Raw genomic sequence first — 14,155 nt, 5'->3', positions numbered from 1 at the left:
GCCGGTCACACTAGGTGCGCTCGGACGCGCGCGCTTCTCGATTCCTGACCGGTCGCGTCACCTGTTTCGTGACACACGACGGCATCTCCGCCGTGGCGTCCGCCGTGCGGCGCCGGTAGGTGCTGGGCGGCACACCGACCAGCTCGGTGAAGCGGGTGCTGAAGGTGCCCAGCGACGAACAGCCGACCGCGAAACACACCTCGGTGACGCTGAGGTCCCCCCGCCGCAGCAGTGCCATCGCCCGCTCGATGCGACGGGTCATCAGGTACGCGTACGGTGACTCGCCGTACGCGACCCGGAACGCGCGGCTGAGGTGCCCGGCCGACATGTGCGCCCCACGGGCGAGCGCCTCGACGTTGAGGGGCCGCGCGTACTCCCGGTCGATCCGGTCGCGGACCCGGCGCAGCCGCGCGAGGTCGCGGAGGTGCTGCTCCGGGGTGGGTCTGGTGGTCACCCCGGAAGCGTGCCACGTCGCGCCGGAGGTGACCAGGGCGATCAGGGGCGGTGCGCGCCGGTCGCGACGGCACTGGAGTACGCGGAAGGCCCCGGACTCCGAGCGAGTCCGGGGCCTTCGGTGGAGCGATGGAGCGCTGGGCAGGCCTTGCACCTGCATTTCCCCGCAGGAAGCGGGGCGTCTTTCCTTGGACCACCAACGCGAGGCCCGCGATCCGGTGTGTCGGCCGCAAGCTCAAGATCAACGGTAGCGCACACCGCGCGCAGGGCAAAACCGGGCCGCGCGCGTGGTCTCAGCGCGCCGGGCCCACCCACGGCTCGCGCCACGCAGGATGGCCGCGCACCAGCTTCTTGGCCTCCTCGGGGCCCCACGAACCCGGCCGGTACGGATGCACCTCGGGCGGGTTGTCGAGGAGGGGCTGCACGATGCGCCAGGACTCCTCGACGCTGTCCTCGCGGGTGAACAGCCGGTGATCGCCCGTCAGGGCGGTGTGCAGCAGCCGCTCGTACGGCTCGAAGGGCTCACCGACATCCGGGGCGAACGACGCGCTGAGGTTGATCGGCTGCCAGGACTCGTCGTCGCCCTGCCCGACCAGCTGGACCCGCAGGCCGGGGTCGGGGTCGATACGGAGCACGATCTGGTTCTGCTCCGCCTGCGTCGGCGCGGGTAGGCAGGCCAGCCGCGGTGCGCGGCGCAGCAGGAGCCGTACCTCCGTCGCCCGCAGCGGCAGCATCTTCCCCGCCCGCAGGAAGAACGGGACGTCGGTCCACCGCCAGTTCTCCACCTCCAGGCGCAGGGCGGTGAACGTCTCGGTGGTGGAGCCCGCGGCCACCCCGGGAACGTCCCCGTAGCCCTCGTACTGGCCCCGGACGCAGTGCGCCGGATCGGCCGGGCGTACGGCGCTGAGGATCTCGGCCTTCTTGTCGCGCACGCTGTCCGCGTCGGAGCGGGTCGGCGGATCCATCGTGACCAGCGCGAGCACCTGGAGAAGGTGATTCTGTACGACGTCGCGGAGCGCGCCCACGGAGTCGTAGAACTTCCCGCGGTCCTCGATGCCGAAGTCCTCCGCCATGGTGATCTGGACGGCCGACACACTGTTCCGGTCCCACAGGCCGGCCAGCGCCGGGTTCGCGAACCGCAGGTACTCCAGCTCGATCACCGGTTCCTTGCCGAGGAAGTGGTCGACCCGCAGCAGTTGGTCCTCGTCCAGCACCGCGCGCAGCCGCGCGTTCAGCTGACGCGCGGACTCCAGGTCGTTCCCGAAGGGCTTCTCCACCGCGACGCAGGCGTTCCCCAGGATGTCCGCCTTGCCGAGCCGCTCGACGATGGGCGCGAACAGCGACGGGGGCATCTCCAGGTAGAAGAGGGGGCGGTGTCCCGGTCCGATCTCCCGCGCCAGCCGTTCGTAGAGCGCGTCGTCCATGACATCGCCGGGCAGATACGTCAGCCGTCCGGCGAACCGCTGGAAGACCGCGTCCTCCACCGGCTCCCCGGTGGCGGCGATCGCGTCGCGCGCGTACGCGGCGAGCTGCGCGGTGCTCATGTCCGTGGACGCCACACCGATGACGCGGCAGTCGAGCAGGCCCCGCCGCTCCAGGCGGTAGAGGGACCGGAGCGTCATCTTGCGGCCGAGATCCCCGGTGATGCCGAAGACGACCAGCGTGTCCAGCACGCCGGCCGGGTCCGTCGTCGCTCGTGCGCCGTTGGTCCTGGCCATGTCGCACCTTCCCTCATGCCGTTCGATTCACTGTAGGTGTGATCTCCGGCCCGCGCCCGTCCGAGAGGTGGCGGGGGTGGCTCACCGCAGCGATGTATGGAACTACAATCATTTCGATGGATATACGCACTGTCTCCTTCGGCCACCCCGACGCCGTCCGGCTCAACGATCGTGTACAGCTCGAATACGGCGAGCGGTACGGCGACGAGGGCGACGTCACCTTTCTCGCGCCGGACATGTTCGACCCGCCGCGCGGCCGGTACCTGATCGCCTACGACGACCTCGGCGTCCCGGTCGCCACCGGCGGCTGGCGCAGCCAGGAGAAGAACGAGGACGGGTACTCCGACGGGGACGCCGAGATCAAACGCATGTACGTGACCCCCGAGGTGCGCGGGCGCGGCCTGGCCCGGTTGATCCTGGCCGCCCTGGAGGACGACGCCCGGGCCGCCGGCCGTACCCGCATGGTGCTGGAGACCGGCACCAAGCAGCCCGAGGCGCTCGCGCTCTACGCGTCCAGCGGCTACGAACCCTGCGCCAAGTTCGGCCACTACCGCTTCCACGAACTGAGCCTCTGCTACGCCAAGCCGCTGACGGCCCCGCCCGCCGCGGGGACGCCGGACTCCCTTCGCTGAGGGTCCCGCGTGATCCGCGGAGGGTCACGCGGGACGGACTCACTCCGGCAGGGACTGCTCGGTCCAGACCGTCTTGCCCGAGGACGTGTACCGGGTGCCCTGGTGCTGGGTGAGCCGGCCGACGATCGTCAGGCCCCGCCCGCCCTCGTCGGTCGCGCGCGGACGGTACGGGTGCGGGCCGGCCCCGTTGGTGTCGGAGACCTCGCAGATCAGTACCCGCTCGTCGCGGATCAGCCGTAGCCCGATGGGCCCGCCGGAGTAGCGGACGGCGTTCGTCACCAGTTCGCTGACCACCAGGGCGGTGTCGTACGCGAGGTCGTCCAGCAGCCAGGCCGCCAGCTGACGGCCGGCCCAGGCACGGGCCGTGGAGACGGTGGCGGGGTCGGGCGGCAGGGTCACGGCGGCGACGTCCTTGGCGTCCAGCGCCCTCGTACGGGCCAGCAGGACGGGCGGCCTCCGGTCGAGGGGCAGGTGGCGCAGGACGCGGTCGGCGAGCCGGGGCAGATGCGGTGCGGAGTGGATCATGGCTTCACGGAGCCGTTCCGTGGTCGGGTCGTCGGCGTCGTCCTCGGCGCCGGCGCACTGCGGCGGGTGCGGTTCGTGCGGTTCGTCGTACCGCTCGGGCGGTCCGTGCTGTTCCCGGACACCGGTGCCGCCACCCCTCAGGAGCAGGGTGCTCCCGGCCGGCGCCTCGAACTCGGTGGTCTCGAAGGGCTCGTCGCTCGTGCCCAGGGCGCCGTGCGGGGCGAGGCGGGGGAGGGTGACCTCGCCGTCCGGGTCGGCGACCAGGACCGACGGATCGCCCGCGCGGGCCGAGACACAGCGCTCGGTGGTGGGGTCGTACACCACGTACAGGCAGCTGGTGCCGGGCCGGCTCAGGTCGGGCGGTGCCCGGTACGGGGCCGGCGGCCGGCGGCCCAGCCGCGTCACCGCGTCGTCCAGACGGGCCAGCAGCTCGTCGGGCGGCAGGTCGAGAGCCGACAGGGCGGTGATCACGGCTCTGAGCTGGTGCATGGCGACCGCGGCGGGCACCCCCCGCCCGGCCGCCGTGCCCACCACCAGGGCCACCCGCGCGCCGGACAGCGGGAGCACGTCGTACCACTGCGCGGCCATGGACTCGGCGGGGCCGCGCCCGTGGGCCGCTTCGAGCGCGCTGAGCGCCGGGGGCTCCTCCGCCTCGGGGGAGGTCCGCAGGAGCCGGGCGAGCGCGTCCTCCTCGATGCGGCGGCGGACGGTGTCCAGGGTCAGCGCGGCGTGGTTCGCGAGCCGGACGGCCTCCTGGAGGCTGTCCTCGCCGAACGGGTTCGACCCGGCCAGCCGGTACAGGACGAACAGGCCGAGGACCACGCCCCGGACCGTCAGCGGAAGCACGATCAGGGAGTGGGCCCCCGCCTCGCGGATCAGACGGGCCCGCCCCGGGTCGCGGGCGAGCCACCGGCTGCTGTGGCTCAGATGGCGGATCAGGCGCGGCCGCAGATCCGACAGGCTCTGCCGGAACGGCGTCGCGTGCGGGACGTGGCTCGTCCCGCCGACCTCGTACGCGCTCCGGGCGACGTCCCCGCGCGTGGTGGCGAAGGCCGCGGCCCGGAACTGTTCGCTCGCGTGGACGGGTCCGGGCGGCGGCACCTCACCGCGCAGGAGTTGTTCGAGCACGTCCACGGAGGACGCGTCGGCCAGCGTGGGGACAGCGGCGCCCGTGAGGTTCTGGGCCGCCTCGAAGAGTTTCCGGGAGAGGACCGCGGAGGAGGTGTCGGAGGGGAGCGCGGACGGTGCCGCGCTTCCGCGGGCGGTGGGACGGGAGGTCATCGTGTGCATCCTGGGAGGGAGTGCCGAACCTGTCCCTTCCGAGCCTGACGCCCGGGCGGCGCCGTGGCGTCGGCACTGCCCCGCACGCTCTCTGCCGCCTTCCGTACCACCGGATGCGGTCCCGTCCCCGCCGGCCCGCACGGTTGCCGCAGGCCCGGTGCGGGTTCCCCGCATCCTTGATCGCCGAGTTCTCGCGGAGCGGTCCCGCGATCTACGGTTGGGGCATGGACGACGTCGGCCGTGTCACCGGTGGGGACACCTCGCCACGCCTGAGCGTGGTGCTCGCCGACGACCATCTCGTGGTCCGCGCGGGCATGCGGCTCCTCCTGGCCCAGGACCCCGCGTTCGAGATCGTCGCGGAGAGCGCCACCCTGCCGGAGACCTTCGAGGCCGTGGAGCGGCACCGCCCCGCGGTCCTCGTGCTGGACCTGACCCTGGCGAGGCGGTCCAGCCTGCGGTCGATCCCCGACCTGCTGGCCGCCTCGCCCCGTACCCGCATCCTGGTCCTCACCATGCAGGAGGATCCCGCGTTCGCCCGCGAGGCGCTGCGGGCCGGGGCCACCGGCTACCTGCTGAAGGAGGCGGCGGCCGAGGAGCTGCTGGGGGCGGCCCGCCAGGTCGGCGCGGGGGACACGTACGTACAGCCCTCGCTGGGCGCCCGGCTGGCCGTCACCGGTCCGGACGTTCCCGCCGCGGGGGACGACGGCGCCCTGACGGCGCGCGAGGCGGAGGTGCTGGCCCTGCTGGCGCGGGGTCACACCAACCAGGAGATCGCGCGGCAGGAGCACGTGTCGGTACGGACGGTGGAGACGCACCGGGCCAGGATCCGGGAGAAGCTGGGCGCCGAGACCAAGGCGGACCTGGTCACCGCCGCACGTGAGCGCGGGCTGCTGGCATGATCCGCCTGTCACGGGCACGGGCCGGCGCGGTCGTCGAGGCGGCCGGTTCGTTCCTGCTGCTGATCACGCTGGCGTTCGAGGTCGCCCACCACTCGCTGAGCGTCGAGTTCGCGCTCTGCCTCGCCGCCGGCACGTCCTTCCTGGCGGCCGCCGTCCTGAGCCCCGAGGCCCGCCGGCCCTGGCTCGCCGTCATCGGCGGGATCTCGTACGTCATCGCCGTCGCGCTCCTGGTCCGTATCGTCGAGGCGCCCCTCCTCAACGGCCTGCACCTCGTGCCCCTCACGCTGATCGCGTTCGCCGCCGCCATGGGACGCCGGTCCGCCCTGCGCCACCGCAGCCTCGACCGCGAGTGGACCCAGGCCCGCCGGGACGGGGAGGAACGGGAGCGGCGGCACTGGGCGCGGGAACTGCACGACGACACACTCCAGGAACTGGGCGCCGTGCAGATCGTGCTGACCTCGGCGTCCGCGAGCGGCCGCCCCGGCGCCATGAAGGAGGCCATCGACCAGGCGCGGCGCCTGGTCGGCAACCAGATCACCTCGTTGCGCCACCTCATCGCGGAACTGCGCCCGGTCGCCCTCGACCAACTCGGCCTGCGTCCCGCGCTGGAGGCGCTGTGCCGGAGCACGTCGGACAACTTCGGCATCGACGCAGAACTGCGCGTGGGGGCGCGGTGGGACCAACTCGGCGCGAAACTCAGCCCCGAGGCGCAGGCCCACGTCTACCGCATCGTGCAGGAGGCGGTGACCAACGCCGTCAAGCACGCCCGGCCGACCCGCATCCGCGTCGACCTGGACAGCGACAGCCACTCCCTCTCCACCAAGGTCACGGACGACGGCGTCGGCCTGACGCCCGCCGCCGCGGCGGCCCTCCGCGCCCCGCCCCGTACGACCGTGTCCGGAGGCATGGGGGTGGCGGCGATGCGCGAGCGCGCCGACCTCCTGGACGCGCACCTCACCGTGCACTCGTCACCCGGGGAAGGCACCACCGTCACCCTGGAGGTCCCGATCCGCGGCATCGGCGTCAGGCTGCACCGCCGGTAGGCGGGCCCGCCGTGCGGTGGATTCGCCTGCCCGGTCCTGGAACGCCGTCGCCGTCACCGACGTTGAACCCGCATGACGATCTATGGCGATGATGAGACGATAAGACACATTCTTACCGAAACGGGGGACACCTGGGCCGTGGTCGGCCTGTCCAACAACGAGGAACGGGCCGCCTACCGGGTGGCCGACAAGCTGCGGCGCATCGGCAAGAGGGTGGTGCCCGTGCACCCCAAGGCCGAGACGGTGGGGGGCGAGCAGGGGTACACCTCGCTCGCGGAGATCCCGTTCCCCGTGGACGTGGTGAACGTGTTCGTCAACTCCGACCTGGCCGGCGAGGTGGCCGACCAGGCGGTGGCGCTCGGCGCGAAGGCGGTCTGGTTCCAGCTGGACGTCACGGACGAGGCCGCGTACGAGAGGACCCGGGCGGCCGGGCTGCTGATGGTGATGGACCGGTCGGCGGGACGGGAGATCACCAGGCTGGAACTGCTCTGACGGTCTTGAGGCGGCCACCGTGTGTTGTTGGAGAGATGTGCGGTCCCTCCACGAACACGCGGTGGCCTTTTCTCATTGTCGCACTTGTGGGTGACTCTTCGCGTGGATGTGCCCGTGGGAGCGGAGGCGCTTCTCGGCCTAGGGTGAAAAGCAGTTGGTCGGACCGCCGTTGTCCCGCGCCGAGAGGGAGGCCGCTCATGGCCAGTACGTTTCAGGAGCGCAAGCTCAGGACGATGTTCGCCGCGTTCGACACGGACGGCGACGGCTACCTGCGCGAAGGGGACTTCAGGGCGCTGGTCGCCCGCTGGAACCACCTCCCGGGCGTGGACCCGGGGACGGAACTGCGCGACCGGGTGGAGACGCTGCTGATGGGGTGGTGGGCGGCGCTGCTGGAGACCGGCGACACGAACGGGGACGGCGCGATCGACATGGGCGAACTGCTGGCGCTCGTGGACAAGTTGCCCGCGATGGTCGCGGACGTCACCGCGACCGCCGAGACCGTCTTCGACGCCGTGGACGCCAACGGGGACGGCGTGATCTCTCCCGAGGAGCACCGCCGCCTGGTCGAGACCTGGAACGGCCGGCCCATGGACCTGACCGGCGTCTTCGAACTCCTCGACCTGAACGGCGACGGACACCTCAGCCGCGAGGAATTCGCCCTGCTGTGGCGCCAGTTCTGGATGAGCGACGATCCGGCGGAACCGGGCAACGCACTCTGCGGCCGCCTCCCCGCCCCCACGGACGCGCGCTAGGACGTCTTCTCGTACGGTCCAGGCTCCCGCCGGTACGGCTCCAGGAACGCGGTCAGGGCGGCGAGGGTGGCCTCCGGTGCCTCCTCGGCGGGATAGTGGCCGCAGCCGGGCAGGATCAGGCTCTCCACGTGGTCGGCGGCCAGCCGCATCGTGTTCCCGACCAGCTCGCCCGAGCACTCCGCTCCGGCGAGCGTCAGGACGGGAAGCGTCAACCGGTGTTCCTTGCGGCGGTTGTTCTGTTCCATCGTCGTGTCGAGCGCGCGGTAGAACGCGAAACTGGACCGCAGCGCCTCGGGACTGGCCGCGAGGGCGTCGACGTAGACCTGGACGGCGTGGGCCGGCAGGGCCGTCGGGCTCGCCGCCTTCGAGGCGAACTGGTGGGAGAAGAAGGCGTGTTCCCGCCCCCTGACCAGCAACTCGTTCAGCTCTCCCAGCCGGTTGAAGCCGAAGTGCCAAAGCCGGTCGTTCAGTTCACGGTTCCCGAACAGGGGCGGTGACGGGGACAGGCCCGGGACGGCGGCCTCGGCGACCACCAGCCGGCCGAGCCGGCCGGGGTGGTCCGCGGCGAGCGCGTAGCCGGTCCACATCCCGATGTCGTGACCGACCATCGCGAAACGCTCGTGCCCGAGCGCGGCCATGAGCGCCACCATGTCGGCCGCGAGCGTGCCGGTGTCGTACCCGTCCAGGGGCTTGTCGGAGAGTCCGACGCCCCGCGGATCGACCGCGACGACCTGGTGGTCCCGGGCGAGGGCGGGCATCAGGAGGCGCCAGGCGTACCAGGTCTGCGGCCACCCGCCGAGCAGCAGCAGCGGAGGCCCGTCGCCGCCGGTGACCGCGTGCAGGCGGAGCCGGCCGGTGGCGGGGCCGCGGCCCGTGTCGACGTCCGGGCCGGTGTCGACGTCCCGGCCCGTGTCGACGTACCGGCTGGTGAAGGTATCGGCGAAACCCGCCGGGAGGTGCGGCACCCCGGACACCGAGCCGGGGCCCTGCGGTGCGGGCGGACGGGTGGGTGACGCGTGCATGGCGGTCCTCTTTCCGGAAGGGGTGGAGTTCCAGGGGGGCGTGAGAGGGACCGTACACATGTTGGATCGATCGGTACAAGATACTTTGACCGATCGTTCCAAGACGCGGGTACGCTCTCCGGTACAGCCGCCGCCGGGGCGGTTCACGCGCATCAGGAGGTACGGCATGGCGGGGCGGAAGCAGTTCGACGTCGACGCGGCCCTGGACCGGGCGATGCGCGTCTTCTGGCAGCAGGGGTACGCGGACGCCTCCGTCGACCGTCTCGGCGTCGCCACCGGCCTGGGCCGCGGATCGCTCTACGGAACCTTCGGCGGCAAGGACGCCTTGTTCCGGCAGTGCCTCGACCGCTACTCCTCGATCTACGGCGCCCGCTACGAGCAGGCGCTCGCCGCGCATCCCGACGAGCCCGTGCGCGCCGTCGAGGCGTTCCTCGGTGTGGTGCTGGACCGCATCGCCGACCCGGACGTCCCCGACGGCTGCCTCGTCGCGCAGTCGACCGCCCAGTCGGCGACCCTCACCGCGAGCAGCCGTGAGCGCGTCCGGACTCTGCTCGGACAGCAACGGGCGCGCGTGCGCGGGGCGTTGTCGGCCTCCGGCGCCGACGCCGAGGTGATCGAGGACCTGTCCGTGTTCGTCGTCGCCGTCGTCCAGTCGCTCGCGGTGCTGAGCCGCGCCGGCACCCCGGACGCCGAGCTGCGCTCCGTCGTACGGATCGCCGTCACCACCGTGGCGGACACCCTCGCGCGGGCGGAGTCCCCGACTGCGCACGGGCCGCGGAAAAAATCGTTCGGCAGGACCCGGGGTGCGGTGAGATGATCGCGGGGCCCGCGCGGCTCAGGGGAAGCGAGATCAGGCATGGCGCTCATCCACCACGTCACACTGAAACCCGGCAAGCTGGAGCTGCTCGCCGGGTGGCTGCCCGGCCGGCCGTGGTACGTCGGCAAGGGCGACGAGGCGGAACTGGCCAAGGTGGGCGGCTTCCGGCTCGACGACCCGGACGGCGCGGTGGGCATCGAGTTCATCGTGGTGACCGACTGGTCCGGCGACGAGCCGGTCTCGTACCAGGTCCCGCTCAGCTATCGCGACGCGCCGCTCGACGGTGCGGACCACGCGCTCGTCGGCACCACCGAGCACGAGGTGCTGGGGCGGCGCTGGGTCTACGACGGGACCCATGACCCGGTGGTGGTCGCCCAACTGCTCGCCCTCATCAGGGGCGAGGCGCGGGCACAGGACCAGAGCGTGAGCCACACCCCCGACCCGACGGTCACCACCTTCTTCGGGGGGAGCGGTGGGCCGAGGCCGGGGCCGATCAGGTCCACGCGGGTGACGGACGGGACGTACGGCACACGTCTTCTCGTACGGACCGCCGCCGCGCCCTCCGCCGGCGCGCGGCCCGTCCCGGACACCGGGCTGACCGTCCTCCTGAACCGCGTCCTGCGCCCCGGCGAGGACGACGCGGCCGCCCGCGCGGAACAACCGCTGGGATACGTCTCCGCCGCGTGGCTCCTGCCGGACGGCACCACGGCCCGCGACCTCTTCGCGGTGGTCGACGCGGCGCCCTCGCCCTGAGGCGGCTGCTCACGACGCGGGCGAGGGCGGGCCGCACGGCCGCGCCGGGCATCGGCCAGGCCCGACGGCAGGCGGCAGGCGGCGGGCGGCAGACGGCACGCGGCGGACGGAGGGCGTGCGGCCCCGGCCCGGCGGGCTCCCGCGCGCCGACCGATCGGGTGTAGGCGCGTGGTGCGGGCGCGCCCCGCGTGGTTGATGATCATCGTCATCAACCGCCCCGCCCCGCCGAGTCGCAGGAGGCTCCGTGCCCCTCACCCCCATCGACCACTCCGTCACCCGGTACGACCTCACGCACGCGTACTGGCTGGCGAGGGCCGCCGAGCTGGCGTACAGCGACGCCGACGCGGCGCGGGACGAGACGGCCGCCTGGGGGTTCGACCGCTTCCGGCACTTCGTGTCGCCGCACGCCCTGCCCTTCCCGCTGGAGGACACACAGGCGTACGTGGCGGGCAGCGACCGGATGGTGGTGGTCGCGTTCCGGGGCACCGAGCCGACGCAGATCAAGGACTGGCTCTCCGACACCACCACCCCGCCCGTCCCCGGCCCCGGCGGCAAGGGCTTCGTGCACTACGGCTTCCACCAGGCGCTCGCCTCGGTCTACCCCGAAGTACGCGACACCGTCACCGAGTTCCGCGCCGATGGGCAGAGCGTCTGGTTCACCGGGCACAGCCTCGGCGGCGCGCTCGCCATGCTGGCCGGCACCCGGCTCTGCCTCGACCGGCCCGGAGTCGTACCGCACGGCATCTACACGTACGGGCAGCCCCGGACCTGCGACCGCCTGCTCGCCGCCGCGCACAACACCGCGCTCAAGAACCGCACCTACCGGTTCGTCAACAACAACGACATCGTGCCGCAGGTCCCGCCGGAGCCGGTGTTCACGCACGTCGACGCCATCCGCTACTTCGACGCCGACGGCGAACTGCACGACAGGATGCCGCTGTTGACCGGGATGCGCGACCGGGCCAAGGGCCTGACCGCCGACCTCCTGGCCCCCGCCTCGGACGGGATCCGCGACCACTTCATGGGCGCCTACCTGAAGAACCTGGAGAAGAACCTGGCGAAGGCGCCCGCCTGATCAGGCGGTCACCGGCGCCGCCGCATCTTCCAGCTCGCCCACGCCCCGACGGCGAGCACGGCGGTGACGACCAGGTCACCGACCTCGCTGGGCCCGCCGGTCCCCGGGCCCGCCGACGCGAAGCTGCCGACCGCGAGGGCGGCGAGGAGGACGGCGAGGACGGTCCAGAACGACACTTTCACGGCTGCCCCCTGCGGATGGGATGGGGGGACCACCGTAACGGGGTGTGCCGGACTCCGGCCCCGGGAAGCCTGCCGACGTGAAAGCCGGTGGCGGCTCGGCGGCCGGCCGGTGGTCGCCCCCCGGCTACTCGAACCGCGTCGTGTCGCCCGCCCCGCGCCGTACGATCTCCATCTCGTCGCCCGAGAAGTCGATGACCGTCGTCGGCTCGGTGCCGCAGTCGCCCGAGTCGATCACGACGTCCACCACATGGTCGAGCCGCTCCTTGATCTCCCAGCCCTGCGTCAGCGGCTCCTCCTCGTCGGGCAGGAGGAGGGTGCTGGACAGCAGCGGCTCACCCAGTTCGGCGACGAGGGCCTGGGCGACGACATGGTCGGGGATCCGCACCCCGACCGTCTTCTTCTTCGGGTGCAGCAGCTGACGCGGCACCTCCCTCGTCGCGGGCAGGATGAAGGTGTAACTGCCGGGCGTCGCCGCCTTGATCGCGCGGAACACGTCGTTGTCGATGTGCACGAACTGGCCAAGTTGCGCGAAGTTCTGGCACACCAGCGTGAAGTGGTGACGATCGTCGAGCTTCCTGATCGACCGGATGCGGTCGATGCCGTCACGGCTGCCCAGCTGGCATCCCAGGGCGTAGCAGGAGTCGGTGGGGTACGCGACGAGCGCGCCGGACCGGATGTTGTCCGCCACACCGCTGATGGTGCGCCGCTGGGGGTTCTCTGGGTTCACATCGAAGTACTTGGCCATCCGCCGAGCTTAAGGCCCGGCGCCGCGGGCGGTCTCCGGCCGGCCGGGCGCGTCGCCGCGCCCCACCGGCCCCTCCCGCGATTGTTGGCCAAGCTTTTGACGTCGGCGGGCTTGGCCGCGTGTTCCCCTCGGAGCAGTGTGTGATCATCGGCCCCACCGGGTTGGTGGGAACACCGTGGGAGAGACAGACGTGGAACGAGTCGGCGGGACGGGCGACGGAGCCCCGACCCTGGAGTCACTGAGCCCGGAGCCCCTGCTCGGGCGCGAGTACCGGGACCACCCGGACGTGGTGCACGAGCGCCTGCGCCGCCGGCACGGGGCGGTGGCCCCCGTGGACCTGCTGGGGGTGCCCGTCTGGCTGGTGCTCGGCTATCCGGAGGCCCTGTACGTGCTCCAGAACGACGAGCGCTGGCCCAAGGGCATGCAGTACTGGCGGGCCCGCAACGAGGGCCGCGTGCCCGCCGACTGGCCGGTCGCCCCCGCGCTGACGGCCCAGAACATGATGGCGCGCGGTGGCCCCGACCACGCCCGCTACCGGGCCGCCTGGGACGCGGCGCTCAAACCGTTCCAGGTCCCCGGCCATCCGCAGGCCCGCAGGCTCAGGGACAACATTCGCGGGACGGCGGACGAACTCATCACCATCCTGGTACGCGGGGGCCGTTCGGGTACGGCGGACCTCGCCGCGCAGTTCTCGCGCCCGCTGCCCCTGATGGTCGCCGGCGAACTGCTGGGCGCCTCGGGATCCCAGGGCGACGAGGCGCTCATGGACATCTGGCGGATCCTCGACGCGGGACCGGACGCGGCCGACGCGTCCGCCCGGGTCCTGGCCGCCATGGGAAGGCTGGGCGAGGAGAAGCGGAACCGGCCGGGCGAGGACTTCCCCTCCTACCTGCTCGCCGCGCACCCCCGCCTGACCACGTCGGAGCTGGCCCACGAACTCACCATGCTCATGGGGATGATCTCGGACCACGCGAGCATCCTCATCACCAACGCCGTGGTCGAGATCATCACCGGCGACGGCCGCGCACGCGCCAGCCTGTCCGCCGGAATGATCCGCGAGGCCGTCAACCATGTCGCCCTCAGGAAGCCGCCGTTGGCCAACTTCGTTCCGCGGTTCCCCCTGAAGGACGAACGGTTGGGCGAGTACGTCATCCGCGCGGGCGAACCGGTGTGGATCGCCACGGCCGCCACCCACGCCGACCCGCGCTTCGCGGGCGCCCTCCCGGCGGGCCGGGCGGCCGGCACCCGCGCCCACCTGTCCTGGGGCGCCGGCCCGCGGCAGTGCCCGGCCCGTGAACTCTCCACCCTCCTCACGACGCTGGCGCTTGAGCGCCTGTTCGAGAGGTTCGCGCGGCTCGACCTGGCCGTACCGGAGGATCAACTCCCCTGGCGCTCCTCACCGTTCGTACGGGGGCTGCGCGCGCTGCCCGTACGGTACGAGGTCAAGGAGAGCGAGCCGGTGCCCCCCGCCGACACCGAGGACGCGGAGACGCGGGGCAGGGACGGGGACGGGGAGCGGAGACGGCGGGGTTCCCTGATGCGGCGGTTCCTCGCGGGGCTGGTCACCGGGACGGTGGACCCGAACGCGTTCTAGGGCGTGTCCGCAAAGTGGGGTCTGGCTCGCGGCGCCCGGCACGCGCGCTCGCGGCGTTGTCGGACCCACCCCGTACGTCCGGTACGGGGTGGGTCCTCCGCCTTGCGATCGCACGCACCAGACGCCGCGAGCCCCGCCCTCCGGGCGGACGACCCCACTTCGCGGACAGGCC

Annotated in this window: 15 protein-coding genes; 9 read left to right on the top strand and 6 right to left on the bottom strand. The window is 72.4% G+C overall.

Annotated elements, in window-relative coordinates; all coding sequences use genetic code 11:
* Positions 1 to 10 precede the first annotated feature (10 nt).
* Positions 11 to 454 (bottom strand): helix-turn-helix transcriptional regulator, encoded by a 444-nt coding sequence (locus tag ACIODU_RS31375; protein ID WP_356425290.1) that lies wholly within the window; start codon positions 452 to 454, stop codon positions 11 to 13.
* Positions 455 to 746: 292 nt separating this feature from the next.
* Positions 747 to 2,171, bottom strand: coding sequence for a glucose-6-phosphate dehydrogenase (locus tag ACIODU_RS31370; RefSeq protein WP_401772061.1), 1,425 nt, complete (start codon positions 2,169 to 2,171; stop codon positions 747 to 749).
* Positions 2,172 to 2,287: 116 nt separating this feature from the next.
* Here ACIODU_RS31370 and ACIODU_RS31365 point away from each other — a divergent pair, with 116 nt between their 5' ends.
* The gene (locus tag ACIODU_RS31365) at positions 2,288 to 2,803 is read left to right on the top strand and encodes a GNAT family N-acetyltransferase (RefSeq protein WP_401772058.1); all 516 of its coding nucleotides are present in this window, start codon (positions 2,288 to 2,290) and stop codon (positions 2,801 to 2,803) included.
* A 39-nt stretch (positions 2,804 to 2,842) separates the two neighbouring features.
* Here ACIODU_RS31365 and ACIODU_RS31360 read toward each other — a convergent pair whose 3' ends face one another.
* Entirely contained in the window at positions 2,843 to 4,609 is a 1,767-nt protein-coding gene (locus ACIODU_RS31360; RefSeq protein WP_356425297.1) for a SpoIIE family protein phosphatase, read from the bottom strand.
* Between the two features lie 224 nt (positions 4,610 to 4,833).
* Here ACIODU_RS31360 and ACIODU_RS31355 point away from each other — a divergent pair, with 224 nt between their 5' ends.
* From ACIODU_RS31355 to ACIODU_RS31340, 4 genes are all read left to right on the top strand, one after another.
* Complete coding sequence (locus tag ACIODU_RS31355; RefSeq protein WP_356425300.1) at positions 4,834 to 5,508, top strand: response regulator transcription factor; 675 nt, start codon at positions 4,834 to 4,836, stop codon at positions 5,506 to 5,508.
* Positions 5,505 to 6,551 (top strand): sensor histidine kinase, encoded by a 1,047-nt coding sequence (locus ACIODU_RS31350; protein WP_356425303.1) that lies wholly within the window; start codon positions 5,505 to 5,507, stop codon positions 6,549 to 6,551. The genes ACIODU_RS31355 and ACIODU_RS31350 overlap by 4 nt, the downstream gene beginning before the upstream one ends.
* Positions 6,552 to 6,629: 78 nt before the next feature.
* Complete coding sequence (locus tag ACIODU_RS31345) at positions 6,630 to 7,043, top strand: CoA-binding protein (protein WP_356425342.1); 414 nt, start codon at positions 6,630 to 6,632, stop codon at positions 7,041 to 7,043.
* A gap of 197 nt (positions 7,044 to 7,240) precedes the next feature.
* Positions 7,241 to 7,795 (top strand): EF-hand domain-containing protein, encoded by a 555-nt coding sequence (locus ACIODU_RS31340; protein ID WP_401772053.1) that lies wholly within the window; start codon positions 7,241 to 7,243, stop codon positions 7,793 to 7,795.
* Here ACIODU_RS31340 and ACIODU_RS31335 read toward each other — a convergent pair.
* Entirely contained in the window at positions 7,792 to 8,817 is a 1,026-nt protein-coding gene (locus ACIODU_RS31335) for an alpha/beta fold hydrolase (protein ID WP_401772050.1), read from the bottom strand. The genes ACIODU_RS31340 and ACIODU_RS31335 overlap by 4 nt on opposite strands.
* Positions 8,818 to 8,983: 166 nt before the next feature.
* Between ACIODU_RS31335 and ACIODU_RS31330 the strand changes: the two genes are divergently transcribed.
* From ACIODU_RS31330 to ACIODU_RS31320, 3 genes are all read left to right on the top strand, one after another.
* A complete protein-coding gene (locus ACIODU_RS31330; RefSeq protein WP_401772047.1) occupies positions 8,984 to 9,634 on the top strand; it encodes a TetR/AcrR family transcriptional regulator in 651 nt (216 codons plus the stop codon).
* A gap of 39 nt (positions 9,635 to 9,673) precedes the next feature.
* On the top strand, positions 9,674 to 10,387 hold the full coding sequence (locus ACIODU_RS31325; protein WP_401772044.1) for a 1,4-alpha-glucan branching protein: 714 nt from the start codon (positions 9,674 to 9,676) through the stop codon (positions 10,385 to 10,387).
* A gap of 244 nt (positions 10,388 to 10,631) precedes the next feature.
* Positions 10,632 to 11,462, top strand: coding sequence for a lipase family protein (locus ACIODU_RS31320; protein WP_401772041.1), 831 nt, complete (start codon positions 10,632 to 10,634; stop codon positions 11,460 to 11,462).
* 8 nt (positions 11,463 to 11,470) lie between these two features.
* Here ACIODU_RS31320 and ACIODU_RS31315 read toward each other — a convergent pair whose 3' ends face one another.
* Both ACIODU_RS31315 and ACIODU_RS31310 read right to left on the bottom strand, forming a co-directional pair.
* The gene (locus ACIODU_RS31315; RefSeq protein ID WP_356425321.1) at positions 11,471 to 11,644 is read right to left on the bottom strand and encodes a hypothetical protein; all 174 of its coding nucleotides are present in this window, start codon (positions 11,642 to 11,644) and stop codon (positions 11,471 to 11,473) included.
* 124 nt (positions 11,645 to 11,768) lie between these two features.
* A complete protein-coding gene (locus ACIODU_RS31310) occupies positions 11,769 to 12,389 on the bottom strand; it encodes an L-threonylcarbamoyladenylate synthase (protein WP_401772038.1) in 621 nt (206 codons plus the stop codon).
* Between the two features lie 190 nt (positions 12,390 to 12,579).
* Between ACIODU_RS31310 and ACIODU_RS31305 the strand changes: the two genes are divergently transcribed.
* Positions 12,580 to 13,983: a cytochrome gene (locus ACIODU_RS31305; RefSeq protein WP_401772036.1), complete on the top strand. Its 1,404-nt coding sequence runs from the start codon at positions 12,580 to 12,582 to the stop codon at positions 13,981 to 13,983.
* Positions 13,984 to 14,155: the final 172 nt, after the last annotated feature.

This window comes from Streptomyces sp. NPDC088261, from assembly GCF_044740805.1.
Classification (GTDB): domain Bacteria; phylum Actinomycetota; class Actinomycetes; order Streptomycetales; family Streptomycetaceae; genus Streptomyces.
The sequence above is the reverse complement of the archived record's forward strand: the minus strand, read 5'-3'. Positions and strand labels throughout refer to the sequence as shown.

What these genes read in the sequence shown, in the direction of transcription:
- ACIODU_RS31335 (WP_401772050.1), bottom strand. Translation starts at nt 8,817, where the DNA reads ATGCACGCGTCACCCACCCGTCCGCCCGCACCGCAGGGCCCCGGCTCG.
- ACIODU_RS31370 (WP_401772061.1), bottom strand. Translation starts at nt 2,171, where the DNA reads ATGGCCAGGACCAACGGCGCACGAGCGACGACGGACCCGGCCGGCGTG.
- ACIODU_RS31325 (WP_401772044.1), top strand. Translation starts at nt 9,674, where the DNA reads ATGGCGCTCATCCACCACGTCACACTGAAACCCGGCAAGCTGGAGCTG.
- ACIODU_RS31350 (WP_356425303.1), top strand. Translation starts at nt 5,505, where the DNA reads ATGATCCGCCTGTCACGGGCACGGGCCGGCGCGGTCGTCGAGGCGGCC.
- ACIODU_RS31330 (WP_401772047.1), top strand. Translation starts at nt 8,984, where the DNA reads ATGGCGGGGCGGAAGCAGTTCGACGTCGACGCGGCCCTGGACCGGGCG.
- ACIODU_RS31340 (WP_401772053.1), top strand. Translation starts at nt 7,241, where the DNA reads ATGGCCAGTACGTTTCAGGAGCGCAAGCTCAGGACGATGTTCGCCGCG.
- ACIODU_RS31365 (WP_401772058.1), top strand. Translation starts at nt 2,288, where the DNA reads ATGGATATACGCACTGTCTCCTTCGGCCACCCCGACGCCGTCCGGCTC.
- ACIODU_RS31355 (WP_356425300.1), top strand. Translation starts at nt 4,834, where the DNA reads ATGGACGACGTCGGCCGTGTCACCGGTGGGGACACCTCGCCACGCCTG.
- ACIODU_RS31310 (WP_401772038.1), bottom strand. Translation starts at nt 12,389, where the DNA reads ATGGCCAAGTACTTCGATGTGAACCCAGAGAACCCCCAGCGGCGCACC.
- ACIODU_RS31360 (WP_356425297.1), bottom strand. Translation starts at nt 4,609, where the DNA reads ATGACCTCCCGTCCCACCGCCCGCGGAAGCGCGGCACCGTCCGCGCTC.